This window comes from Acidobacterium capsulatum ATCC 51196 (assembly GCF_000022565.1).
Lineage (GTDB): Bacteria > Acidobacteriota > Terriglobia > Terriglobales > Acidobacteriaceae > Acidobacterium > Acidobacterium capsulatum.
In genome coordinates, this window is record NC_012483.1 from 2,148,703 (window position 1) to 2,164,619 (window position 15,917).

At 62.0% G+C, this 15,917-nt stretch carries 17 protein-coding genes; 14 read left to right on the forward strand and 3 right to left on the reverse strand.

From position 1 onward, the window contains the following. Positions 1 to 161: 161 nt before the first annotated feature. The 10 genes from ACP_RS08685 to ACP_RS08730 all read left to right on the forward strand — a co-directional run bounded on the left by ACP_RS08685 (position 162) and on the right by ACP_RS08730 (position 10,497). Complete coding sequence (locus ACP_RS08685; protein ID WP_015896933.1) at positions 162 to 1,487, forward strand: Y-family DNA polymerase; 1,326 nt, start codon at positions 162 to 164, stop codon at positions 1,485 to 1,487. Positions 1,488 to 1,704: 217 nt separating this feature from the next. Beyond that, positions 1,705 to 1,902 (forward strand): CsbD family protein, encoded by a 198-nt coding sequence (locus ACP_RS08690; protein ID WP_015896934.1) that lies wholly within the window; start codon positions 1,705 to 1,707, stop codon positions 1,900 to 1,902. Positions 1,903 to 2,051: 149 nt separating this feature from the next. Next, positions 2,052 to 2,915, forward strand: coding sequence for a tRNA glutamyl-Q(34) synthetase GluQRS (gene gluQRS / locus ACP_RS08695; RefSeq protein WP_015896935.1), 864 nt, complete (start codon positions 2,052 to 2,054; stop codon positions 2,913 to 2,915). 64 nt (positions 2,916 to 2,979) lie between these two features. After that, on the forward strand, positions 2,980 to 3,378 hold the full coding sequence (locus tag ACP_RS08700; protein WP_015896936.1) for a type II toxin-antitoxin system RelE/ParE family toxin: 399 nt from the start codon (positions 2,980 to 2,982) through the stop codon (positions 3,376 to 3,378). Beyond that, positions 3,375 to 3,782, forward strand: coding sequence for an XRE family transcriptional regulator (locus ACP_RS08705; protein WP_015896937.1), 408 nt, complete (start codon positions 3,375 to 3,377; stop codon positions 3,780 to 3,782). The genes ACP_RS08700 and ACP_RS08705 overlap by 4 nt, the downstream gene beginning before the upstream one ends. Beyond that, a complete protein-coding gene (gene dnaG, locus ACP_RS08710; protein ID WP_015896938.1) occupies positions 3,779 to 5,551 on the forward strand; it encodes a DNA primase in 1,773 nt (590 codons plus the stop codon). Before ACP_RS08705 ends, dnaG begins: the two co-directional genes overlap by 4 nt. 89 nt (positions 5,552 to 5,640) lie before the next feature. Beyond that, positions 5,641 to 6,399, forward strand: a complete 759-nt coding sequence (locus tag ACP_RS08715; protein WP_015896939.1) for an ATP-binding protein — start codon at positions 5,641 to 5,643, stop codon at positions 6,397 to 6,399. 389 nt (positions 6,400 to 6,788) lie between these two features. Continuing rightward, the gene (asnB, locus tag ACP_RS08720) at positions 6,789 to 8,615 is read left to right on the forward strand and encodes an asparagine synthase (glutamine-hydrolyzing) (RefSeq protein ID WP_015896940.1); all 1,827 of its coding nucleotides are present in this window, start codon (positions 6,789 to 6,791) and stop codon (positions 8,613 to 8,615) included. A 291-nt stretch (positions 8,616 to 8,906) separates the two neighbouring features. Then, a complete protein-coding gene (locus tag ACP_RS08725; RefSeq protein WP_041839433.1) occupies positions 8,907 to 9,443 on the forward strand; it encodes a DUF2393 domain-containing protein in 537 nt (178 codons plus the stop codon). 559 nt (positions 9,444 to 10,002) lie between these two features. Then, positions 10,003 to 10,497 carry a DinB family protein gene (locus ACP_RS08730; RefSeq protein ID WP_148215100.1) on the forward strand — a complete coding sequence of 165 codons (495 nt, stop codon included), beginning with the start codon at positions 10,003 to 10,005 and terminating at the stop codon, positions 10,495 to 10,497. A gap of 11 nt (positions 10,498 to 10,508) precedes the next feature. Here the strand turns inward: ACP_RS08730 and ACP_RS08735 are convergent, their stop codons facing one another. Both ACP_RS08735 and ACP_RS08740 read right to left on the reverse strand, forming a co-directional pair. Then, on the reverse strand, positions 10,509 to 11,324 hold the full coding sequence (locus ACP_RS08735) for a rhomboid family intramembrane serine protease (RefSeq protein WP_015896943.1): 816 nt from the start codon (positions 11,322 to 11,324) through the stop codon (positions 10,509 to 10,511). 104 nt (positions 11,325 to 11,428) lie between these two features. Beyond that, positions 11,429 to 12,970 carry a M28 family metallopeptidase gene (locus tag ACP_RS08740; RefSeq protein ID WP_015896944.1) on the reverse strand — a complete coding sequence of 514 codons (1,542 nt, stop codon included), beginning with the start codon at positions 12,968 to 12,970 and terminating at the stop codon, positions 11,429 to 11,431. A 181-nt stretch (positions 12,971 to 13,151) separates the two neighbouring features. Between ACP_RS08740 and ACP_RS08745 the strand changes: the two genes are divergently transcribed. Together ACP_RS08745 and ACP_RS08750 are read left to right on the forward strand one after the other, a co-directional pair. After that, entirely contained in the window at positions 13,152 to 13,349 is a 198-nt protein-coding gene (locus ACP_RS08745; RefSeq protein WP_015896945.1) for a hypothetical protein, read from the forward strand. Next, a complete protein-coding gene (locus ACP_RS08750; protein WP_015896946.1) occupies positions 13,349 to 13,702 on the forward strand; it encodes a carboxypeptidase-like regulatory domain-containing protein in 354 nt (117 codons plus the stop codon). Before ACP_RS08745 ends, ACP_RS08750 begins: the two co-directional genes overlap by 1 nt. 68 nt (positions 13,703 to 13,770) lie before the next feature. Here ACP_RS08750 and ACP_RS08755 read toward each other — a convergent pair whose 3' ends face one another. Further along, positions 13,771 to 14,319 (reverse strand): gamma carbonic anhydrase family protein, encoded by a 549-nt coding sequence (locus ACP_RS08755; RefSeq protein ID WP_015896947.1) that lies wholly within the window; start codon positions 14,317 to 14,319, stop codon positions 13,771 to 13,773. A gap of 67 nt (positions 14,320 to 14,386) precedes the next feature. On the opposite strand from ACP_RS08755, the gene pheS reads away from it, so the two are divergent. After that, a complete protein-coding gene (pheS, locus tag ACP_RS08760; protein ID WP_015896948.1) occupies positions 14,387 to 15,502 on the forward strand; it encodes a phenylalanine--tRNA ligase subunit alpha in 1,116 nt (371 codons plus the stop codon). After that, on the forward strand, positions 15,499 to 15,915 hold the full coding sequence (locus ACP_RS08765) for a four helix bundle protein (protein ID WP_015896949.1): 417 nt from the start codon (positions 15,499 to 15,501) through the stop codon (positions 15,913 to 15,915). Before pheS ends, ACP_RS08765 begins: the two co-directional genes overlap by 4 nt. Positions 15,916 to 15,917 lie beyond the last annotated feature (2 nt).

Here is a 15,917-nt window from a genome sequence, read left to right on the forward strand (position 1 = left end):
CGGCGGAAAATCTCACGGCCATGATCGCACTCGTGCATCCGGCATGCAATGCTTTTTCGTAAATAAAAATCTGGCCAAAATTTGAAAAAACCGGGAAAAACCGCCGATACTGCCGCGGCCGGCGTGACACAATAGGGAAGAAAAGGCGAATCATCGCCGCGATGCCGCTCCCACCCCTCCAATCCGGCGCTTCTCCCACGGCCACGGCCGCCGCCGAGCCGCGCCTGCAGTGGCTCTTTCTCGATCTCAACTCCTACTTCGCCTCGGTGGAGCAGCAATTGCGCCCGGAGCTGCGCAACCGGCCCATCGCCGTGGTGCCGGTGAAGGCTGAAACCACCTGTGCCATCGCCGCCAGTTATGAGGCCAAGGCCTACGGTGTGCGCACCGGCACACAGGTGGCCGAGGCGCGGCGGCTCTGCCCCGGCATTGTGTTTGTCGAGGCCCGCCATGAGGCTTATGTGGACTACCACAAGCGCATCGTCGAAGCCGTGGAACAGTGCGTGCCTGTGGCCGCCGTCTGCAGCATCGATGAGATGGCCTGCCGTCTGCTCGGCCGCGAACAGCCGCTGCGCCACGCGCTCGATCTCGCGCGCGAAGTGAAGGGCTCCATTCGCCGCCGCGTGGGCGAGACACTGCGCTGCTCGGTGGGGCTGGCACCGAACCGGTATCTCTCCAAGGTCGCCTCGGATATGGACAAGCCCGATGGCCTGGTGGCGCTGACCCCGGACATTCTCGACACCGCGCTGCGCCGCCTGGTACCGCGCGATCTGCCCGGCGTGGGCGCGCGCATGGAGAAGCGCCTGCACGAGGCCGGCATTCACACCATGGACGAGCTGCTGGCCCTGGACCGCGACGGCATGCGCCGCGCCTGGGGCAGCGTGAACGGCGAAAAGCTCTGGCACTGGCTGCGCGGCGAAGACTTCCATGACGCCGAGCTGGAGCACAACAAGTCCATCAGCCAGAGCCATGTGCTGCCGCCCGAGCTGCGCAGCGTGGAAGGCGCGTATGCCGTCGCGCACAAGCTGCTGCACAAGGCCGCCATGCGCCTGCGCACCGCCCGGCTCTGGACGACACACGTCTCGCTCACCCTGAAATTTGCCGTGCCCAAAAGCGAGGCGCACCGGAAGCATTACTCCGGCATTCCTCAGCTTGGCTGGGCGCAGGGCACCACGGTGATCGAGTGCCAGGATAACCAGACGCTCGTAGAGGCGCTGCGCAAACTGTGGGAGCTGCGCCCCACGGGACCGGCGCATCAGAAGCCCTTCTTTGTGGGCGTGTGGCTCGGCAACCTGGTGCCGGACCATCTGCACACGCTGAGCCTCTTCTCTTCGCTCGAAACCGAGGCGCGCCGCACCAGCCTGACCACCACCATCGACCGTGTGAATCTCAAATATGGTCTGGATACACTGGCCCCGGCGAGCATGCTGCTGGCCAAGGCGGCCGCGCCCACGCGCATTGCGTTCACCAATATTCCTGACCTGTTTTAGTCACTGCAGCGAAATAAGAATGCTACGGATGAGATAACTTCTTTCTGCTCAGACTTATGCTCATCGCCTTGCCCAAGGCAACCTTTTTCGCCAGTGTTTATCGGCCTTTCCGTAAACATCCTTTCCATCGAAACGTGCCATCGTACTGGCTACGACAATTCTCCCGGGTACCGATTCGCACGGTGCGAACGCACTCCCGGGAAGAAGGATGGGACCTATGAACAAAGATCAAGTCAGCGGCAAAATCGATCAGGTGACCGGCAAAGTGAAAGAGACCGCCGGAGAAGCCGTGGATAACCAACGCCTCGCCAACGAAGGCCGCGCCGATCAGGTGAAGGGCAACGTCAAGGAAGCCTGGGGCAACACCAAGGAAGCCGCGCGCAACATCACGGACGCCAACCGCAAGGTCTCCTGATTCCAGCCACATTGCAGGCAGGCCCGCCGCAACCGGCCTGCCTGCCCTGATGGCACAAAGCCCGGGCGGAGCCGATTTTCAGGCTCTGCGCGGGCTTTCGCATTTTCTCTCCACACTTCTCCCCTGCGGCCATCCCGTACACTGAGCGGGTGTCCTACCGCGGCCGCATTGCGCCATCGCCCACCGGCTACCTGCACGTAGGCCACGCGCGCACCTTTTACACCGCCTTTGAGCGCTGCCGTGCGCGCGGCGGTACGCTGGTGCTGCGCGATGAAGATCTCGACCCCGAGCGCTCGCGCGAAGAGTACAGCCGCGCCGCCATTCAGGATTTGCACTGGCTCGGCATTCGCTGGGACGAGGGCCCCGACGTCGGCGGCCCGCACGCACCCTACGCGCAGAGCGAGCGCCGCGAGCTTTACCTGGCGGCGTGGGAGCGTCTCTACGCCGCCGGGCTCATTTACCCCTGCACCTGCAGCCGCCGCGACCTGCTGCGCGCCGCGCAGGCTCCGCACGAGGGCGAAGGCGGCGGCGATGAGGGGCCCATGTATCCGGGAACCTGCCGCCCGCCGCGCACGCTGCGCTCGCGGCCCGGCATGGAGGAGGAACGCCGCTATCGCAGCCCCGCCGGAGCAAACTGGCGCTTTCAGGTGCCCGATGGCGAGGCCATCCCCTTCACCGACGGCTACTTTGGCCCGCAGCGGCTGGTGGCCGGGCAGGATTTTGGCGACTTTCTGGTGTGGCGGCGCGACGATGTACCGGCCTACCAGCTTGCCGTCGTGGTGGATGACCACGAGATGGAAATCACCGAGGTGGTGCGCGGGCGCGACCTGCTGGTCTCGACAGCGCGGCAGATTCTGCTCTACCGCGCCCTCGGCTACCCAGAGCCGGAGTGGTACCACTGCCCGCTGGTGCTCGACCGCGAAGGCCGCCGCCTCGCCAAGCGCCATGACGCGCTGGCCGTGCGCACGCTGCGCCAGCAAGGCGTCACGCCGGCCGAGGTGCTGGGGCGATGAAGATCAGGCTTTGCCCCCGCAAACCGGCACTGTACCAGATATGGTACAGTGAAGTGGGTCGTGCATGAATGTTTCCGGCGCTCCCGGGCAAAAGCGCATTGAGGTTATCTTTTTCCGGACTCAGGCCGGAGGCGAACCTGTGCGGGAATGGCTGAAGAGTCTGCAGCCGGTGGAAGACCGCAAGCAGATCGGCATCGACATCAAGACGGTGGAGTTTGGCTGGCCCATCGGAATGCCCGTTTGCCGGTCTCTGGGCAACGGACTTTATGAAGTACGCTCGAATTTAACCGGAAACCGCATCGCCCGCGTTCTGTTCTATGTGGACGCGGAGAACCGGATGGTACTGCTGCACGCCTTTATCAAGAAATCGCAAAAGACACCGCCAGCCGAAATTGAACTGGCGCGCAAAAATCAATCGCTTCATGAAGCCTCCCTTCGGCTTCGCAACAAGGATTCCCAATGAATCGCAAAGCGGCGGACATTCACAGCGGATCGAGCTTCGACAGCTTTCTCGAAGAAGAAGGCATGCAGGAAGAAGTCATCAGCGCGGCCACCAAGCGCGTGCTGGCATGGCAGTTTGAGCAGGAGATGGCGCGTCAGCAGATGACCAAGCGCGCCATGGCGGCAGAGCTCAAGACCAGCCGTTCCCAGTTAGACCGCCTGCTCGACCCCGACAACACGGCCGTCTCGCTGGAAGCGCTGGCCCGCGCCGCGCATGTGCTGGGCAAGCGGCTCGTCTTTGAAATGGCGGATCAGGAGCCCCACCGGCACACGCGCAAGAGCGGGAAACCGCGTCCAGCCATGCGCAAGCCCACAGCCCCGGCAGCAGCACCTGCCACAAAGCGCACCCGCACGCAGGCTCGATGAGCGACTTCGCCCAGAACGTCAAGCAGCAGGCCGATATCGTCCGCATCATCGGCGAGTACGTGCGCCTCAAAAAGGCCGGCGCGCAAAACTTCAGCGGCCTCTGCCCGTTTCATTCCGAGAAGACGCCGTCCTTCTCTGTGCATGCCGGGCGTCAGTTCTTTCACTGCTTTGGCTGCGGGCAGTCGGGCGACGTCTTCACCTTTGTGCAGAAGATTGAGAACGTCAGCTTTCCCGAGGCCGTGCGCACGGTCGCGCAAAAGTGCGGCATCGCGCTGCCCAAGCGCGAGTTCCACTCGCCAGAAGAGGCAGCCGAGCATCGCCAGCGCGCCAAACTCATTGACCTGCACGAGGCGGCGGCGCAGTGGTTTGAGGAGCAGTTGCGCTCGGGCGAGGGCGCGGCGGCCCGCGCCTACCTGGCCCAGCGCGGCCTCGATGAAAAGGGCATCGCGCGCTTCCGCATCGGCTACGCGCCCGACTCCTTTCACGCACTGCGCGAGCGGCTGCAGGGCATGGCCGACCTCGACACGCTGCGCCAGTCGGGCCTCTTCAGTTGGAAGGAGCAGGAGGATGGCCAGCCCGGGCCCATCTACTCGCGCTTTCGCAAGCGCATCACCTTTCCCATTGCCAACGAAGGCGGGCGCATCATCGCCTTCACGGCGCGCGCGCTCGAGTCCGGCGAAAAGGCCGGGCCCAAGTACATGAACTCGCCCGAGACGCCGCTCTACTCCAAGGGCCACGTGCTGTTTAACCTCGACAAGGCGCGGCAGGCGATTCGCGAGGCTGACTTTGCGGTGCTCGTCGAGGGGCAGATGGACTGCATCTCGGCCTATCTGGCCGGCATCACCAACGTGCTGGCCACCAGCGGCACGGCCTTTACCGAGATGCAGGCGCGGCTGCTCGCGCGCTACAGCAAGCGCGTCATCGTCAACTTTGACCCCGACACGGCCGGGGCCAATGCCGCGGAGAAATCCATTGGCCTGCTTACCGAAGAGGGCTTTGAGGTCAAGATTGTCACGCTCGACGGCGGCCTTGATCCTGACCGCTTCATTCGCGAGAACGGCGTGCGCGCCTACATGGACGCGCTACGCACGGCGCGCCGCTACCAGGAATACCTGATCGAGCGCGCCCGCGTGCAGTTTCCGCCGCGCTCGCCCGAGGCCAAGGTGAAGGCGCTGAACTTTCTGCTGCCGCACATTCGCCGCGTGCCCAACGCCATCGCGCGCAACGAGTTTGCGACTGACGCCGCGCAGTCGCTGGGAATTGACTCCTCGCTGATGCGCGAGGAGCTCAAGCAGGCCGTGGCCAAGCGCCGCGACTTTGTGGCCAGCGCGCAGGCCTATCCGCTGACGCGCGCCGAGCAGATTCTGCTCATGGCCTTTGCCGCCGCGCCCGGCAGCGAGGCCCGCCACACCGCCGAGGCCGCGCTCGCCCGCCACAGCGAAGACTTTGCCCGCATTCGCGAAGACGTGCAGCAGATGGTCCACCTGCTGCGCGCGCGCGAGGCCGGCATCGATCCTCTGGCCGCCATGCAGGAGCCGCAGCAGAAGCAGATGCTGGCCAGCCTTTTTGTCTCGGTACACGATGCCGAGCCCGCCTCCGCAGAGGTGGAGGCCGCCATGCTGACCGTTCGCCGCCTCGCGCTCGAGCAGCAGCAGCGCGAGCTGCGCGGCTCGATCCTCGAAGCCGAGCGCACCGGCCGCATGGAAGACGCCCTGCAGCTCACCCGCCACGCGCAGGAGATCACCCGCCGCCTTCGCGAGCTGGACTGACGCCGTAGACCCAGGCATGTGCCTCCGCACACAACTGCCCCGCATTTCCACCATCAACATCGCCCCGCCAAGCTGCGATACTAGAAGCGATGGCTGCCGCAACCACTCCGGTCTGTCCGCTCTGCGATGGCATGGGCATGCGCGTCATTGCGCAGCCCGATGGCCGCACCGCCGCCGAGCCCTGTGAGTGCCGGCAGACGCTGCGCCTCGCGCGGCTTTTTGAACGCGCGCGCATTCCGCGCCGCTATGAGCACTGCAACCTTGAGAGCTACGCCGTCACCCCCAGCATGGACCCCACCTTGCGCCAGGCGCACCTGATGGCCCAGCGCTTTGTAGACGGCTACCCGGTCACCACCGAGGGCCGCGGCCTGCTGCTGACCGGCCACATCGGCGTGGGCAAAACGCATCTGGCCGTGGGCATGCTGATGGCGCTCATTCGCGAAAAAAGCGTGCAGGGGCTCTTCTGCGATTACCGCGAGCTGCTCAAGGAGATTCAGCACTCCTACAACGCGCAGTCGAACACCACGGAGCTGCAGATTCTGCGCCCGGTCTTTGAGGCCGAGGTGCTGGTGCTCGACGAGCTGGGCGCGGCCAAGCCCACCGAATGGGCCTGGGATACGGTGGCGCTGATTCTCAACACGCGTTACAACGACAAACGCACCACCATCATCACCACCAACTATGCCGATCTGCCGCCCGGCGGCACGGCCAGCCGAGGCGCGCGCGAAGAGACGCTGGGCGACCGCATCGGCGAGCGCATGCGCTCACGGCTCTCAGAGATGTGCGTGGCCATCGAGATGCGCGGCAGCGACTTCCGCCAGGGCGTCGGCCGCGCACGCTTCAGCTAACTCCAGAGAGCTACTCATAGCAGCTCTTGTCATTATCTGAAAAGATACCTTCAGACACACTGAAAAGCATCTCTTTACGCTTAGAAGAGATACATTTGCGCCGTTTCCTCGCAAAATTCCGAATGATTCTATGATTTTGACGAAAGTTCAAAACAGCCCTCTCGTAACCGAGTGGTACACGACCGCAGCGGGACTCGTGAATCCTCCTAAATAAAAATAAATAAAGGGTATTGCGCGATTTCGGGGCCGGGCTGCCAGAGATGAACGGGAGGTCATCTCTGCGTCTTTTTTCCACAAAATAAATATCCTGCGTCACAGAAGACTTACATATCGCAGGGATACACTCACACAGCAGTTATCCTCTTGCCCCCGCGAGGAGTTCCTCCACCATGTGTGGGATTGCCGGACTTATTTCCTTTTCTACTGCCGAAGATGTTGTCGGCCTGTCGTCACGACCCGACACGCTTTCACAAGCATTGGCCTCTCGAGGCCCGGATGCTCACAACCGTTGGATTTCTCCCGGACGGCATGCCGCACTCGATCACCGGCGGCTCTCGATCATTGATCTTCACTCCCGCGCAGATCAGCCAATGATTTCAGACGATGGCCGCTACGCCATCGTTTTTAACGGAGAGATTTATAACTACGCAGAATTGCGCAGCGAGTTGACAGGCCGTGGCGTGCGCTTTCACACCACAGGCGACACCGAAGTGCTGTTGCAGATGTTTGCCCAGTATGGTCCGGCCATGTTGCCGAGGCTGCGCGGCATGTACGCGTTCGCCATCTGGGACGAGCCGGAGCAACGGGCGTTTCTTGCGCGCGACCCTCTCGGCATCAAGCCTCTTTACTATGCGAGGAGCCGCGAGCGGCTGTACTTTGCATCGCAGGTGAGGGCCCTGCTCACAGTGCCGGGCCTTGACCTCAGCGAACAACCTGCCGGGCATGTCGGCTTCTTTCTATGGGGATCGGTGCCGGAACCTTACACGCTCTATCGCGGCATTCATTGCCTGCCGGCCGGCCACTGGATGACCGTAGACAGAAGCGGTGAAACGACCGTAAGAAAGTTTGCCTCTCCCGTGGAGGAGTTTGGCCAATATCGACTGGAAGAAATGCCCGGTAGCGATGCGGAATGTAAATCGCGCCTGCACGCGGCATTGGCCGGGAGTGTGCGCGCGCATCAAACGGCCGATGTTCCGTGCGCTATCTTTCTCTCCGCGGGAATTGATTCCTCGGTCATAACGGCTTTGAGCGCGGAGCAGGGTCTGCCGGCCACCACGCTGACTCTGGGTTTTGACATGCTTCGTGGCTCTGAGAACGATGAGGTTCCACTCGCCCAGATCATCGCAAGGCATTACGACACGCCCAACCACCCGCAATACATCGGGCAGCCATTTTTTCTGGAGCATCGCGACCGCATCCTTGAGCAGATGGATCAGCCGACCATCGATGGAGTCAACACCTACCTGGTGAGTTGGCTGGCTCGGCAATTCGGGTTTAAGGTCGCGCTCAGCGGAATTGGCGGCGATGAGGTCTTTGGCGGCTATCCCAGTTTTCAGCAGATTCCTCAAACCGTGCATGCCCTGGCGCCTCTGGCCCATGCTCCGTTTCTAGGGCGCGGCTGGCGCATCCTCACGGCTGGCGTCATGCGCCGCTTTACCTCTGCAAAATACGCAGGCTTGTTTGAATATGGCGGCACATGGGGAGGAGCCTATCTGCTGCGCCGCGGCCTTTACATGCCCTGGGAGCTGCCCGCGTTTCTTGATGCGGATCTGGTGCGCGCCGGGTGGGAGCAGTTGCACTCCATTCCCGCCATGAATGCGCTCGTTCATCTCGTGGACAGACTGCCCTTCGCCGAAAGCGGCCAAGCTGACTTTCTGCGCATCTCCGCGCTGGAGATGACCTATTACATGCGCAGCCAACTACTGCGGGATGCCGACTGGGCTGGAATGGCGCATTCCGTGGAGATACGCGTGCCCTTTGTGGATATGTTTCTGCTTCGCCAACTGGCGCCGCTGCGCGCGAGCCGATTTTTTCCGCGCAAGCCCGCCTATGCCGAATGCCTCAGCAGGCCGCTGCCCGCCAGCATTCTCCATCGGCCGAAGACGGGCTTCCATGTGCCGGTGCGCGAGTGGATGCAACAGGAGACCGAACGCGGATTGAGGCCATGGTCCCGCTTTGTGTATCGCGCCAAATTTGCTTCGGCCGGCAGTGACTAAAGGACGCGAAGCGTGCTCAACACCAGCAGCAGGACGGCAATTGCCGTTCCCACCTGATAGGCATAATCCGCAGAAGTCCGCATAAGGACGCTTCCTTTTTCTGGCTTGCTGTGGAGGATCGTTGGCATTTTTGTTTTTGCCCTTCCCTGTTTCCTGTTCTGCCCTTGTTGACACCTAGGATGCGCGCAAGATGCGCGGTTGGCACAAAATTCATCGGCAAATCATACGCCGCCATCACCACAGTCGTTACCCCGGCGCGGGCGGCTCTCATGCAGATGTAAAATCGTTTCGATGCCCGACCCTACACCATCCCCGCAGTCCGCGTCCTCGATGTTCACGCCGCCGCCCCGGGAGAAGCCCTCGCGGCTGCCCTGGCTCATCGCCGCCGGAGCGGTGCTGGTGATTGTGGGTCTGATCGGGTTCTACAACTTCTCCCAAAAGGCGAAGATATTGCCCAACGGCGAGGCCGCGCTGGCCCCATATGCCTCGCACCTGACCATCTCCAATGTGCAGTTGAGCCAGGCCGGCAGCATGGTCGGCACGGCCACCTACATTGACGGCACCATCACCAACACCGGCCGCAAGACCGTCACCGGCGTGACCGTGCAGGCCGTCTTTCATGACTTTGACCACAAGACCACACAGGTCAGCAATCTCTCGCTCAATCTCATTCGCACGCGGGTGCCCTATGTGGATACCGAGCCGGTCAGCTCTGCGCCTATCCAGCCGGGCAAGAGCGCTGAGTTTCGTCTGATCGCGGATCAAATGAGCGATAGCTGGGATCAGAGTCCGCCCGAGCTGCGCATCGTGCAGGTCGATACGCAATAAGAATCTGCGCATCTCCGTCCCACACTTCCGCACGGTGCGCCGCGCGGAAATTTCTGCCCGCCCTCTCGCACGCCTGCGCAGAATTACACGCCGGCCTCGGCTGACTGTGTAATTTTTGCACGCTCGGCGGCGCTCTCAAGCCTATACTCCAGCCACGTCTCAGGCGCTTTGGCAACCTCCCCACGCAGGGAACGCCTGTAAGCGCCCCGTAAGTACTTGATGAGATGGAATAGCCACCTTTTTCCTCAGGATGCCTGTGAGTTTGGCACGACGAGTGCTTTCTATTGGTCGTCAGGGACGAACCAAACAGTGAAGAGATCTTTTCTTCTCAAAAGTTCGGGCCCTCTCACCTCAAGCGGTAAGAACCACGCATCCCACAGGGGAGCCGCGAGAGGCAGACAAAAGATTCGCGGGCAAGGAACACGCCGTCAGAAGAACGCGGTTCCCCACCGTCCGGGCCAGTGCCCGGCCACCGCAAACCAGCTCTCACACAACGAGAGAACCAAGGCAGATTGGCCCCTCACCCGAGGGGCCCTTTTTTTGTTTTATAAACAACTTCATGAACTCTTCGATGACCGCAGCCGAACTGATCGCCTGGAACGACGCTACCGCCCGGCAATGGCGAGATCTGTGCCTTGCCACTCCCGCCATCCTGGATGCTCCATGCGATGTAGCCGGGACCGGGACCTGCAGCGGCCTGCTGCGCCATCTGTCGATTACGGAACTGCGCTATGCGGAATTGCTGGCCGGGCTTCCTGCCGGCGATTACAACCAGGTACCGGCCAACACGAGCGAGCAGATCTTTGCCATCCATGACCACGCCGTTGCCGTGTTGCGCACTCTGGTAGAAGACCCCACCATCGACTGGGCGCAGAAGATCGAGTTCCCTACGATCACAGCCGGCCGGCGCCTTGCTTCGCGGCGGGCCATTCTTTTTCACGCCATGCTGCACAGCATTCGCCATTATGCGCAGCTCGGTACGGCCGTGCGCCGGGCAGGCTTTGAACATTCACTGAAAATGGATTATCTGCTGATGGATTCAGAGCCGGCCTGACCGCTTAGGGCTTAATTCCAGCGGCTGCGGTCGTTCGGGTCTTTATCCGGGTCCACGTAGCGGCCTTCGGAGTCGAAGTTCACGTCGCGGTTCTGCTTCTTCATGTAGACCTGAAACTTCTTCGCGGCCTGCTTGCGCTTCCAGCGATAGTAGCGGTTGCGCCAGTCAAAGTACTGCTTGCTGCCCGCGGTGGTGATGCCGCGCCGTGGCGCAAAGCGAATGTAGAAGTAGCCGAAGAGCGCGCCGCCGAGTTGCGAGAAGGCGAACACCTTGTCGGTAGAGAACAGCATCGCGAGCGCGATCAGCATGTACACCGCGACCAGATACTTCGCCTTGATGAGCATCGGCAGCGGAAACATCATGAACTCGGTGTCGGCATAGAGCACGCCAAAGGCAATCAGCAGCCCAAAGATCGCGCCCCAGCAGCCAATCACCGTCACCGGCGCGTGCAGGGCCAGCGCCATCAGAATGGCCGCGATGCCCGCACCCAGCGCGGAGACCGCGAAGATCTCCATGAGCCAGCGCGCGCCGTGGTTCGACTCAAGAAAGCTGCCCAGAAACCACAGCGACAGCAGCTCAAAGGCCGTGTTCAGAATGCCCGCGTGCAGAAACGGGTAGGTGGCAATCTGCCAGATCCAGCCATGCAGAAAGAGCCCCGGCGTGAGCGCCAGCGCGTCAAACACCACCGCATAGCCATGCGGCGAAGCCAGCCCCAGCAAGGCCAGCAGAAAATACGCGCCCAGATTCCAGAGCACCAGATCGCGAGTGAATCCGCGAAAGTCGCCAAAGTTCAAAATGCCGCCGGAGCGCGACCCAAAGCGTGCCATGCAGAGATTGTCTCACCAAGCGAGTTAGCAGGTCAGCGGGTCAGCGGGTCAGCAAATTAGCCGTGAATTTCGCAACCACTGAGGGCTGACTCGCTGACTCGCTCTTACCGCGTCGGCATCGGCACCACAGCCAGGCTGCGCTGCCCGTGCGGGCCAACGGACTCGACGCCGAAGATCACGTTGTCCTTTGAGATCGGGAGCGTCGCCGTGTAGCTGCCGTCCGCACTGGCCTGATAGGCTCCGTTCTTCACGCCGGCCAGCTTGGCTGCCGGAATCTCGCGGGTCCAGTTCGGCGAGGCCGTGGGCCGCCACACGATCCAGTAGTGCGTGGACGAAGGCGCTCCCGCGCCGGCCTTCCACTTCAACGTCGAGTTGTTGTCCAGTTCGCTGACCACAATCTTCACGTCAGCCGGCGGCGGCGGAGCCGTTGCCAGCGAGGCCATGGACGCGGCGTTGAGCCGGGCCACGTGCGCCACGTAGGGGTAGTTCACAAACTGCGGCAGATCGCCATACTGAATGCCGTTTTCCACGCGCACATTCTGGTGCTGGTGATGGAAGTTCTCGCGCCACTCGGTGAAGCGCACCGCCGCAAACCCTTCCTGATTGAAGGAGTAGTGGTCGCCGCCACGCAAAAAGCGGTCCAGGCGAAACTCCATCACCGGGCGCAGCGCGGCGGTTTGGGTTTCGTCATTTTTCAGGCCATCAGCCTCGGTGTAGCTGCGGGCCACGTTGACCACGGCGCGGGCCAGCTCGCGTGAGGGCGAGTCGCTGTCATAGCCGAGCATGAGCAGCTCGCGAATCTGCTGCGGCGTGGCATTGGCCGGCACCGGCTCTGAGAAGAGCCGCACCACGCTGTGATCCTGCAGAGCCGTGTGGCCGGGCGTGGTGTCGCCGCCCACAATGTCGTTGTTGAGCACGCCCTCGATCTGCCAGCCCCACTTTTTGGCCTGCTCGGCCATGTGCTTGCTGCCAAACAGCCCCTGCTCCTCGCCGTCTTCGACTACGAAGACCAGCGTGGCCGGAAATCGCATCTTCGAGAGCACACGCGCGCACTCAAGCGTTACCGCCGTGCCGCTGCCGTCGTCGTTGGCTCCGGGCGCGGCGCCGTGCGAATCAAAGTTGTCGCTGTCACGCGAGTCCAGATGCCCCGACACCAGGATGACCCGATTGGCCTGCGCCGGGTCCGTGCCCTTCAGAACCGCGTAGGTATCGGTGATCGTCGTCGGCCCTGGAATGCGCTTCAGATAGCCGGTTTTGCCCGGCATCTGGGTATAGCTGGTGTGCTTGACGACCAGGCATCCGCCGCATGCCCTGGAATAGGCGTCAAATTGCGCAGTCACCCAGTCGATGGCAGGTTTGATGCCCTGCCCCTGTGGCAGATCGGCATCCATCATCGAAAGCGTGCTGCGGGTATGGAACGAAACTAATTTGTGAATCGTATGACGAATCTTTGCGACGGAAACGTGCTGGAGTGCGTCTACGATAGCGACATCCGGTTGCATGGCGGGGATCGGCTGTCCTGCCTGGTTCAGGTCGCGGTGCTGGGCGTGGGCCGGAAGAGCTCCAGCACAGAACAGGAAAGCCGGAAGGAATCCGAAACCGAGACAGAAACGGCGAAAATGCGAACGGTACAACGCAAGAATCATGCGAAAATCTCCGGAGGCTGATGCGCTGGCAAGCCTGTTCCCCAGGCTGCTTGACGCAGCCCCGACTTTCTTTCAACACTAACGATGTTGCAGCCTGAAACCAGCGTTTTGCAGTTATAACCGCAAAACAGCCGGATGACAAAACCATACTCTGCACGGTCAGCAATAGCAGGAGGAATATATGCCGATTTGTTCGGAATGCGAAAACCCTCTCGACTTTGACGAAGAGGACGTAGACGAAGGCGACGTGGTGGTCTGCGACGAATGCGGCACCGAATTTGAGGTGGTCGCGGTTGACCCCATCGAACTGGCCAAGGTCGATGAGGACTACGATGAAGAAGACGAAGTCTTTTCAGAAGACGAAGAGGAGGAAGAATAATGCTCAGCCGCCGCGGCGCTCTGCGCAGCATTCTGTTTGGCCTGATCGCGATTCTGCTGGCCGCCGCCCCCGTGGCCCGCGCGCAGTCGAGCGGCACGTGGACGATTGAGGGCGTGGTCACCAATGGCAGCGGCCAACCGCTGCAGGGCGCCATCGTGTACCTCAAGAACACGCAGACGAGCAACATTCTCACCTACATCAGCGAGAAGAACGGCTCCTTCATTTTCAGCTATGCCCCGGCCGGTGTGGACTACTCCATCTGGGTCGCCTACAAGGGCAAAAAGGGCGACACCAAGTCGATCAGCTCTTTTGACAACCGCAAGACCATCCACATCGACCTGCGTGTGAAGTAGCTGCTTTCCGCAGGCAACTCACGGTATCCCGGCGCTCCGCATTCTCACGAATGCGGGCGCTTTGCTTTTCAGCCCTTTTGCTCGTCCAGCCCCTGTTCCGCGAGCCCCTGTTCCGCAAGGTAGATGCGGGTGTAGTCCAGGTAGTTTTTGGCGTAGGTCAGAATCAGCTCACGGTCGGTGTCTCCGAGCGAGCGGCGCACCTTGCCCGGCACGCCGGTGACCAGCGAGCGCGGCGGAATCACGACCCGCTCGGGAATCAGCGCCCCGGCCGCGATGATGCTGCCCTCGCCGATGCGCGCGCCATTCAGGATCGTGCAGCCCATGCCGATCAGGCAGGCGTCTTCAATCACGCAGCCATGCACGGTGGCGTTATGGCCAATCGTCACCCAGTCGCCCACATGCACGGGATAGGTGTAGCGCATGCCGTGCAGCACGGCGCAGTCCTGCACGTTGCTGTTGGCCCCGATGCGAATGGCATTCACGTCGCCGCGCACCACGGCATTCATCCACACGCTGGAGTTGGCGCCGAGCACCACGTCGCCAATCACCTGCGCGGAGAGGTCGATGTAGCAGCTATCGGGAACGACGGGCGTGCGCCCCTGGTAAGTACGGATCATGGCACTAGTTTAGACGGACGAGGGCCGGGAATCGTTTCGGCCGGCCCGTCCTGATTTATCCTCGACAATGACTATGTCCGACCAACCGATCCCATCCCTCACCGGGTGGACCGAAGCTGAACTGGATGCCGCCTTTGCCGCGCTCATGCGCGAGGTGGAAAGCTCTGCCGCCGCGCTCGACGCCACTTCCGCCGAAGCCGTCGAGGCCTTTCGCCTGCACTGGCTGGGCCGCAAGCAGGGCCGCCTCAAGGCCGTGAGCGATGCCTGGCTCAAGGCCGCGCCCGTGGAAGCCAAGAAGCTGCTGGGCCAACGCTTCAACGCGCTCAAGGCGCAGGTGGAAGCGCGCCTGGACGACGCCAGCAGCGCGTCCTCTGCCTCGGCGCTCGATGCCGAAGCCATTGACATCACGCTGCCCGGCCGCGCGCGCCGCCTCGGCGCCGAGCATCCGCTCATCAAGACGCTCAATGAGATCGTCTCGATTTTCCAGCGCATGGGCTATTCGGTCGGCGTCGGCCCTGAGGTCGAGACCGACTACTACAACTTTGAGTCGCTCAACTTTCCGCCAAACCACCCGGCCCGCGACACCCAGGACACGCTCGTCGTCGCCCAGCAGGAGCGCAAGCCCCTGCGCGACCGCCTGCTGATGCGCACCCACACCTCGCCCGTGCAGATTCGCACCATGGAGCAGCAGCCGCCGCCCGTGCGCATCGTCATCCCCGGCAAGGTGCATCGCAACGACGCGGCCGATGCCACGCACTCGCCCATCTTCCACCAGGTGGAGGGGCTCTGCGTGGACACCAACATCACCTTCTCTGACCTGAAGGGCACGCTTGACCACGCGATGAAGGAACTCTTCGGCACAAGCGTCAAAACGCGCTTCTTCCCGTCGTTCTTCCCCTTCACCGAGCCGAGCGCCGACGTGCAGATCAGTTGCCCCTTCTGCGGCGGCAAGGGCTGCCGCAAGTGCAAGCACTCCGGCTGGATTGAACTGCTCGGCTGCGGCATGGTGGACCCCGCGGTCTTCGGCTTTGTGCAGCAGAAGCAGCCCGGCTATGACCCGAAGAAGATCAGCGGGTTCGCCTTTGGCATGGGCGTCGACCGCATCGCCATGATGAAGTACGGCATCAGCGACATCGGCCTGCTCTACGGCGGCGATCAGCGATTTCTGGAGCAGTTTGGATGAAGCAGCCAGCCAGCGAAACAGCAGCGAGTCAGCAAGTCAGCCTGAAAGACAAGCCCCGGACTCGGCATTTTCGCGACTTGCTGGTCTGGCAAAAGGCAATGACGCTGACGCAAGAGCTCTATCGCGCCACTGAGGGCTTCCCCAAGAATGAAGTCTTTGGGTTGACAGCCCAAATGAGACGGTCAGCGGTGTCTGTTCCGAGCAACATTGCTGAAGGCCACGGGCGATTGACCGATGGCAACATGCGGCTGTTCCTCGGGCAGGCGCGTGGTTCTTTATACGAATTGGAAACGCAAATTGAACTTGCCCGTAGATTGGATTATCTGCAGGCCGAATCAGAAAGGGACTTGCTCGAAAGCTGTCAGGAAATTGGGAAAATGCTGAATGGATTACTCGCGGTCCTGGACCGCTGACC

Coding starts and splice junctions, on each gene's coding strand:
- ACP_RS08685 (WP_015896933.1), top strand. CDS start 162: ATGCCGCTCCCACCCCTCCAATCCGGCGCTTCTCCCACGGCCACGGCC.
- ACP_RS08690 (WP_015896934.1), top strand. CDS start 1,705: ATGAACAAAGATCAAGTCAGCGGCAAAATCGATCAGGTGACCGGCAAA.
- ACP_RS08700 (WP_015896936.1), top strand. CDS start 2,980: ATGAATGTTTCCGGCGCTCCCGGGCAAAAGCGCATTGAGGTTATCTTT.
- ACP_RS08705 (WP_015896937.1), top strand. CDS start 3,375: ATGAATCGCAAAGCGGCGGACATTCACAGCGGATCGAGCTTCGACAGC.
- dnaG (WP_015896938.1), top strand. CDS start 3,779: ATGAGCGACTTCGCCCAGAACGTCAAGCAGCAGGCCGATATCGTCCGC.
- ACP_RS08715 (WP_015896939.1), top strand. CDS start 5,641: ATGGCTGCCGCAACCACTCCGGTCTGTCCGCTCTGCGATGGCATGGGC.
- asnB (WP_015896940.1), top strand. CDS start 6,789: ATGTGTGGGATTGCCGGACTTATTTCCTTTTCTACTGCCGAAGATGTT.
- ACP_RS08725 (WP_041839433.1), top strand. CDS start 8,907: ATGCCCGACCCTACACCATCCCCGCAGTCCGCGTCCTCGATGTTCACG.
- ACP_RS08730 (WP_148215100.1), top strand. CDS start 10,003: ATGAACTCTTCGATGACCGCAGCCGAACTGATCGCCTGGAACGACGCT.
- ACP_RS08735 (WP_015896943.1), bottom strand. CDS start 11,324: ATGGCACGCTTTGGGTCGCGCTCCGGCGGCATTTTGAACTTTGGCGAC.
- ACP_RS08740 (WP_015896944.1), bottom strand. CDS start 12,970: ATGATTCTTGCGTTGTACCGTTCGCATTTTCGCCGTTTCTGTCTCGGT.
- ACP_RS08745 (WP_015896945.1), top strand. CDS start 13,152: ATGCCGATTTGTTCGGAATGCGAAAACCCTCTCGACTTTGACGAAGAG.
- ACP_RS08750 (WP_015896946.1), top strand. CDS start 13,349: ATGCTCAGCCGCCGCGGCGCTCTGCGCAGCATTCTGTTTGGCCTGATC.
- ACP_RS08755 (WP_015896947.1), bottom strand. CDS start 14,319: ATGATCCGTACTTACCAGGGGCGCACGCCCGTCGTTCCCGATAGCTGC.
- pheS (WP_015896948.1), top strand. CDS start 14,387: ATGACTATGTCCGACCAACCGATCCCATCCCTCACCGGGTGGACCGAA.
- ACP_RS08765 (WP_015896949.1), top strand. CDS start 15,499: ATGAAGCAGCCAGCCAGCGAAACAGCAGCGAGTCAGCAAGTCAGCCTG.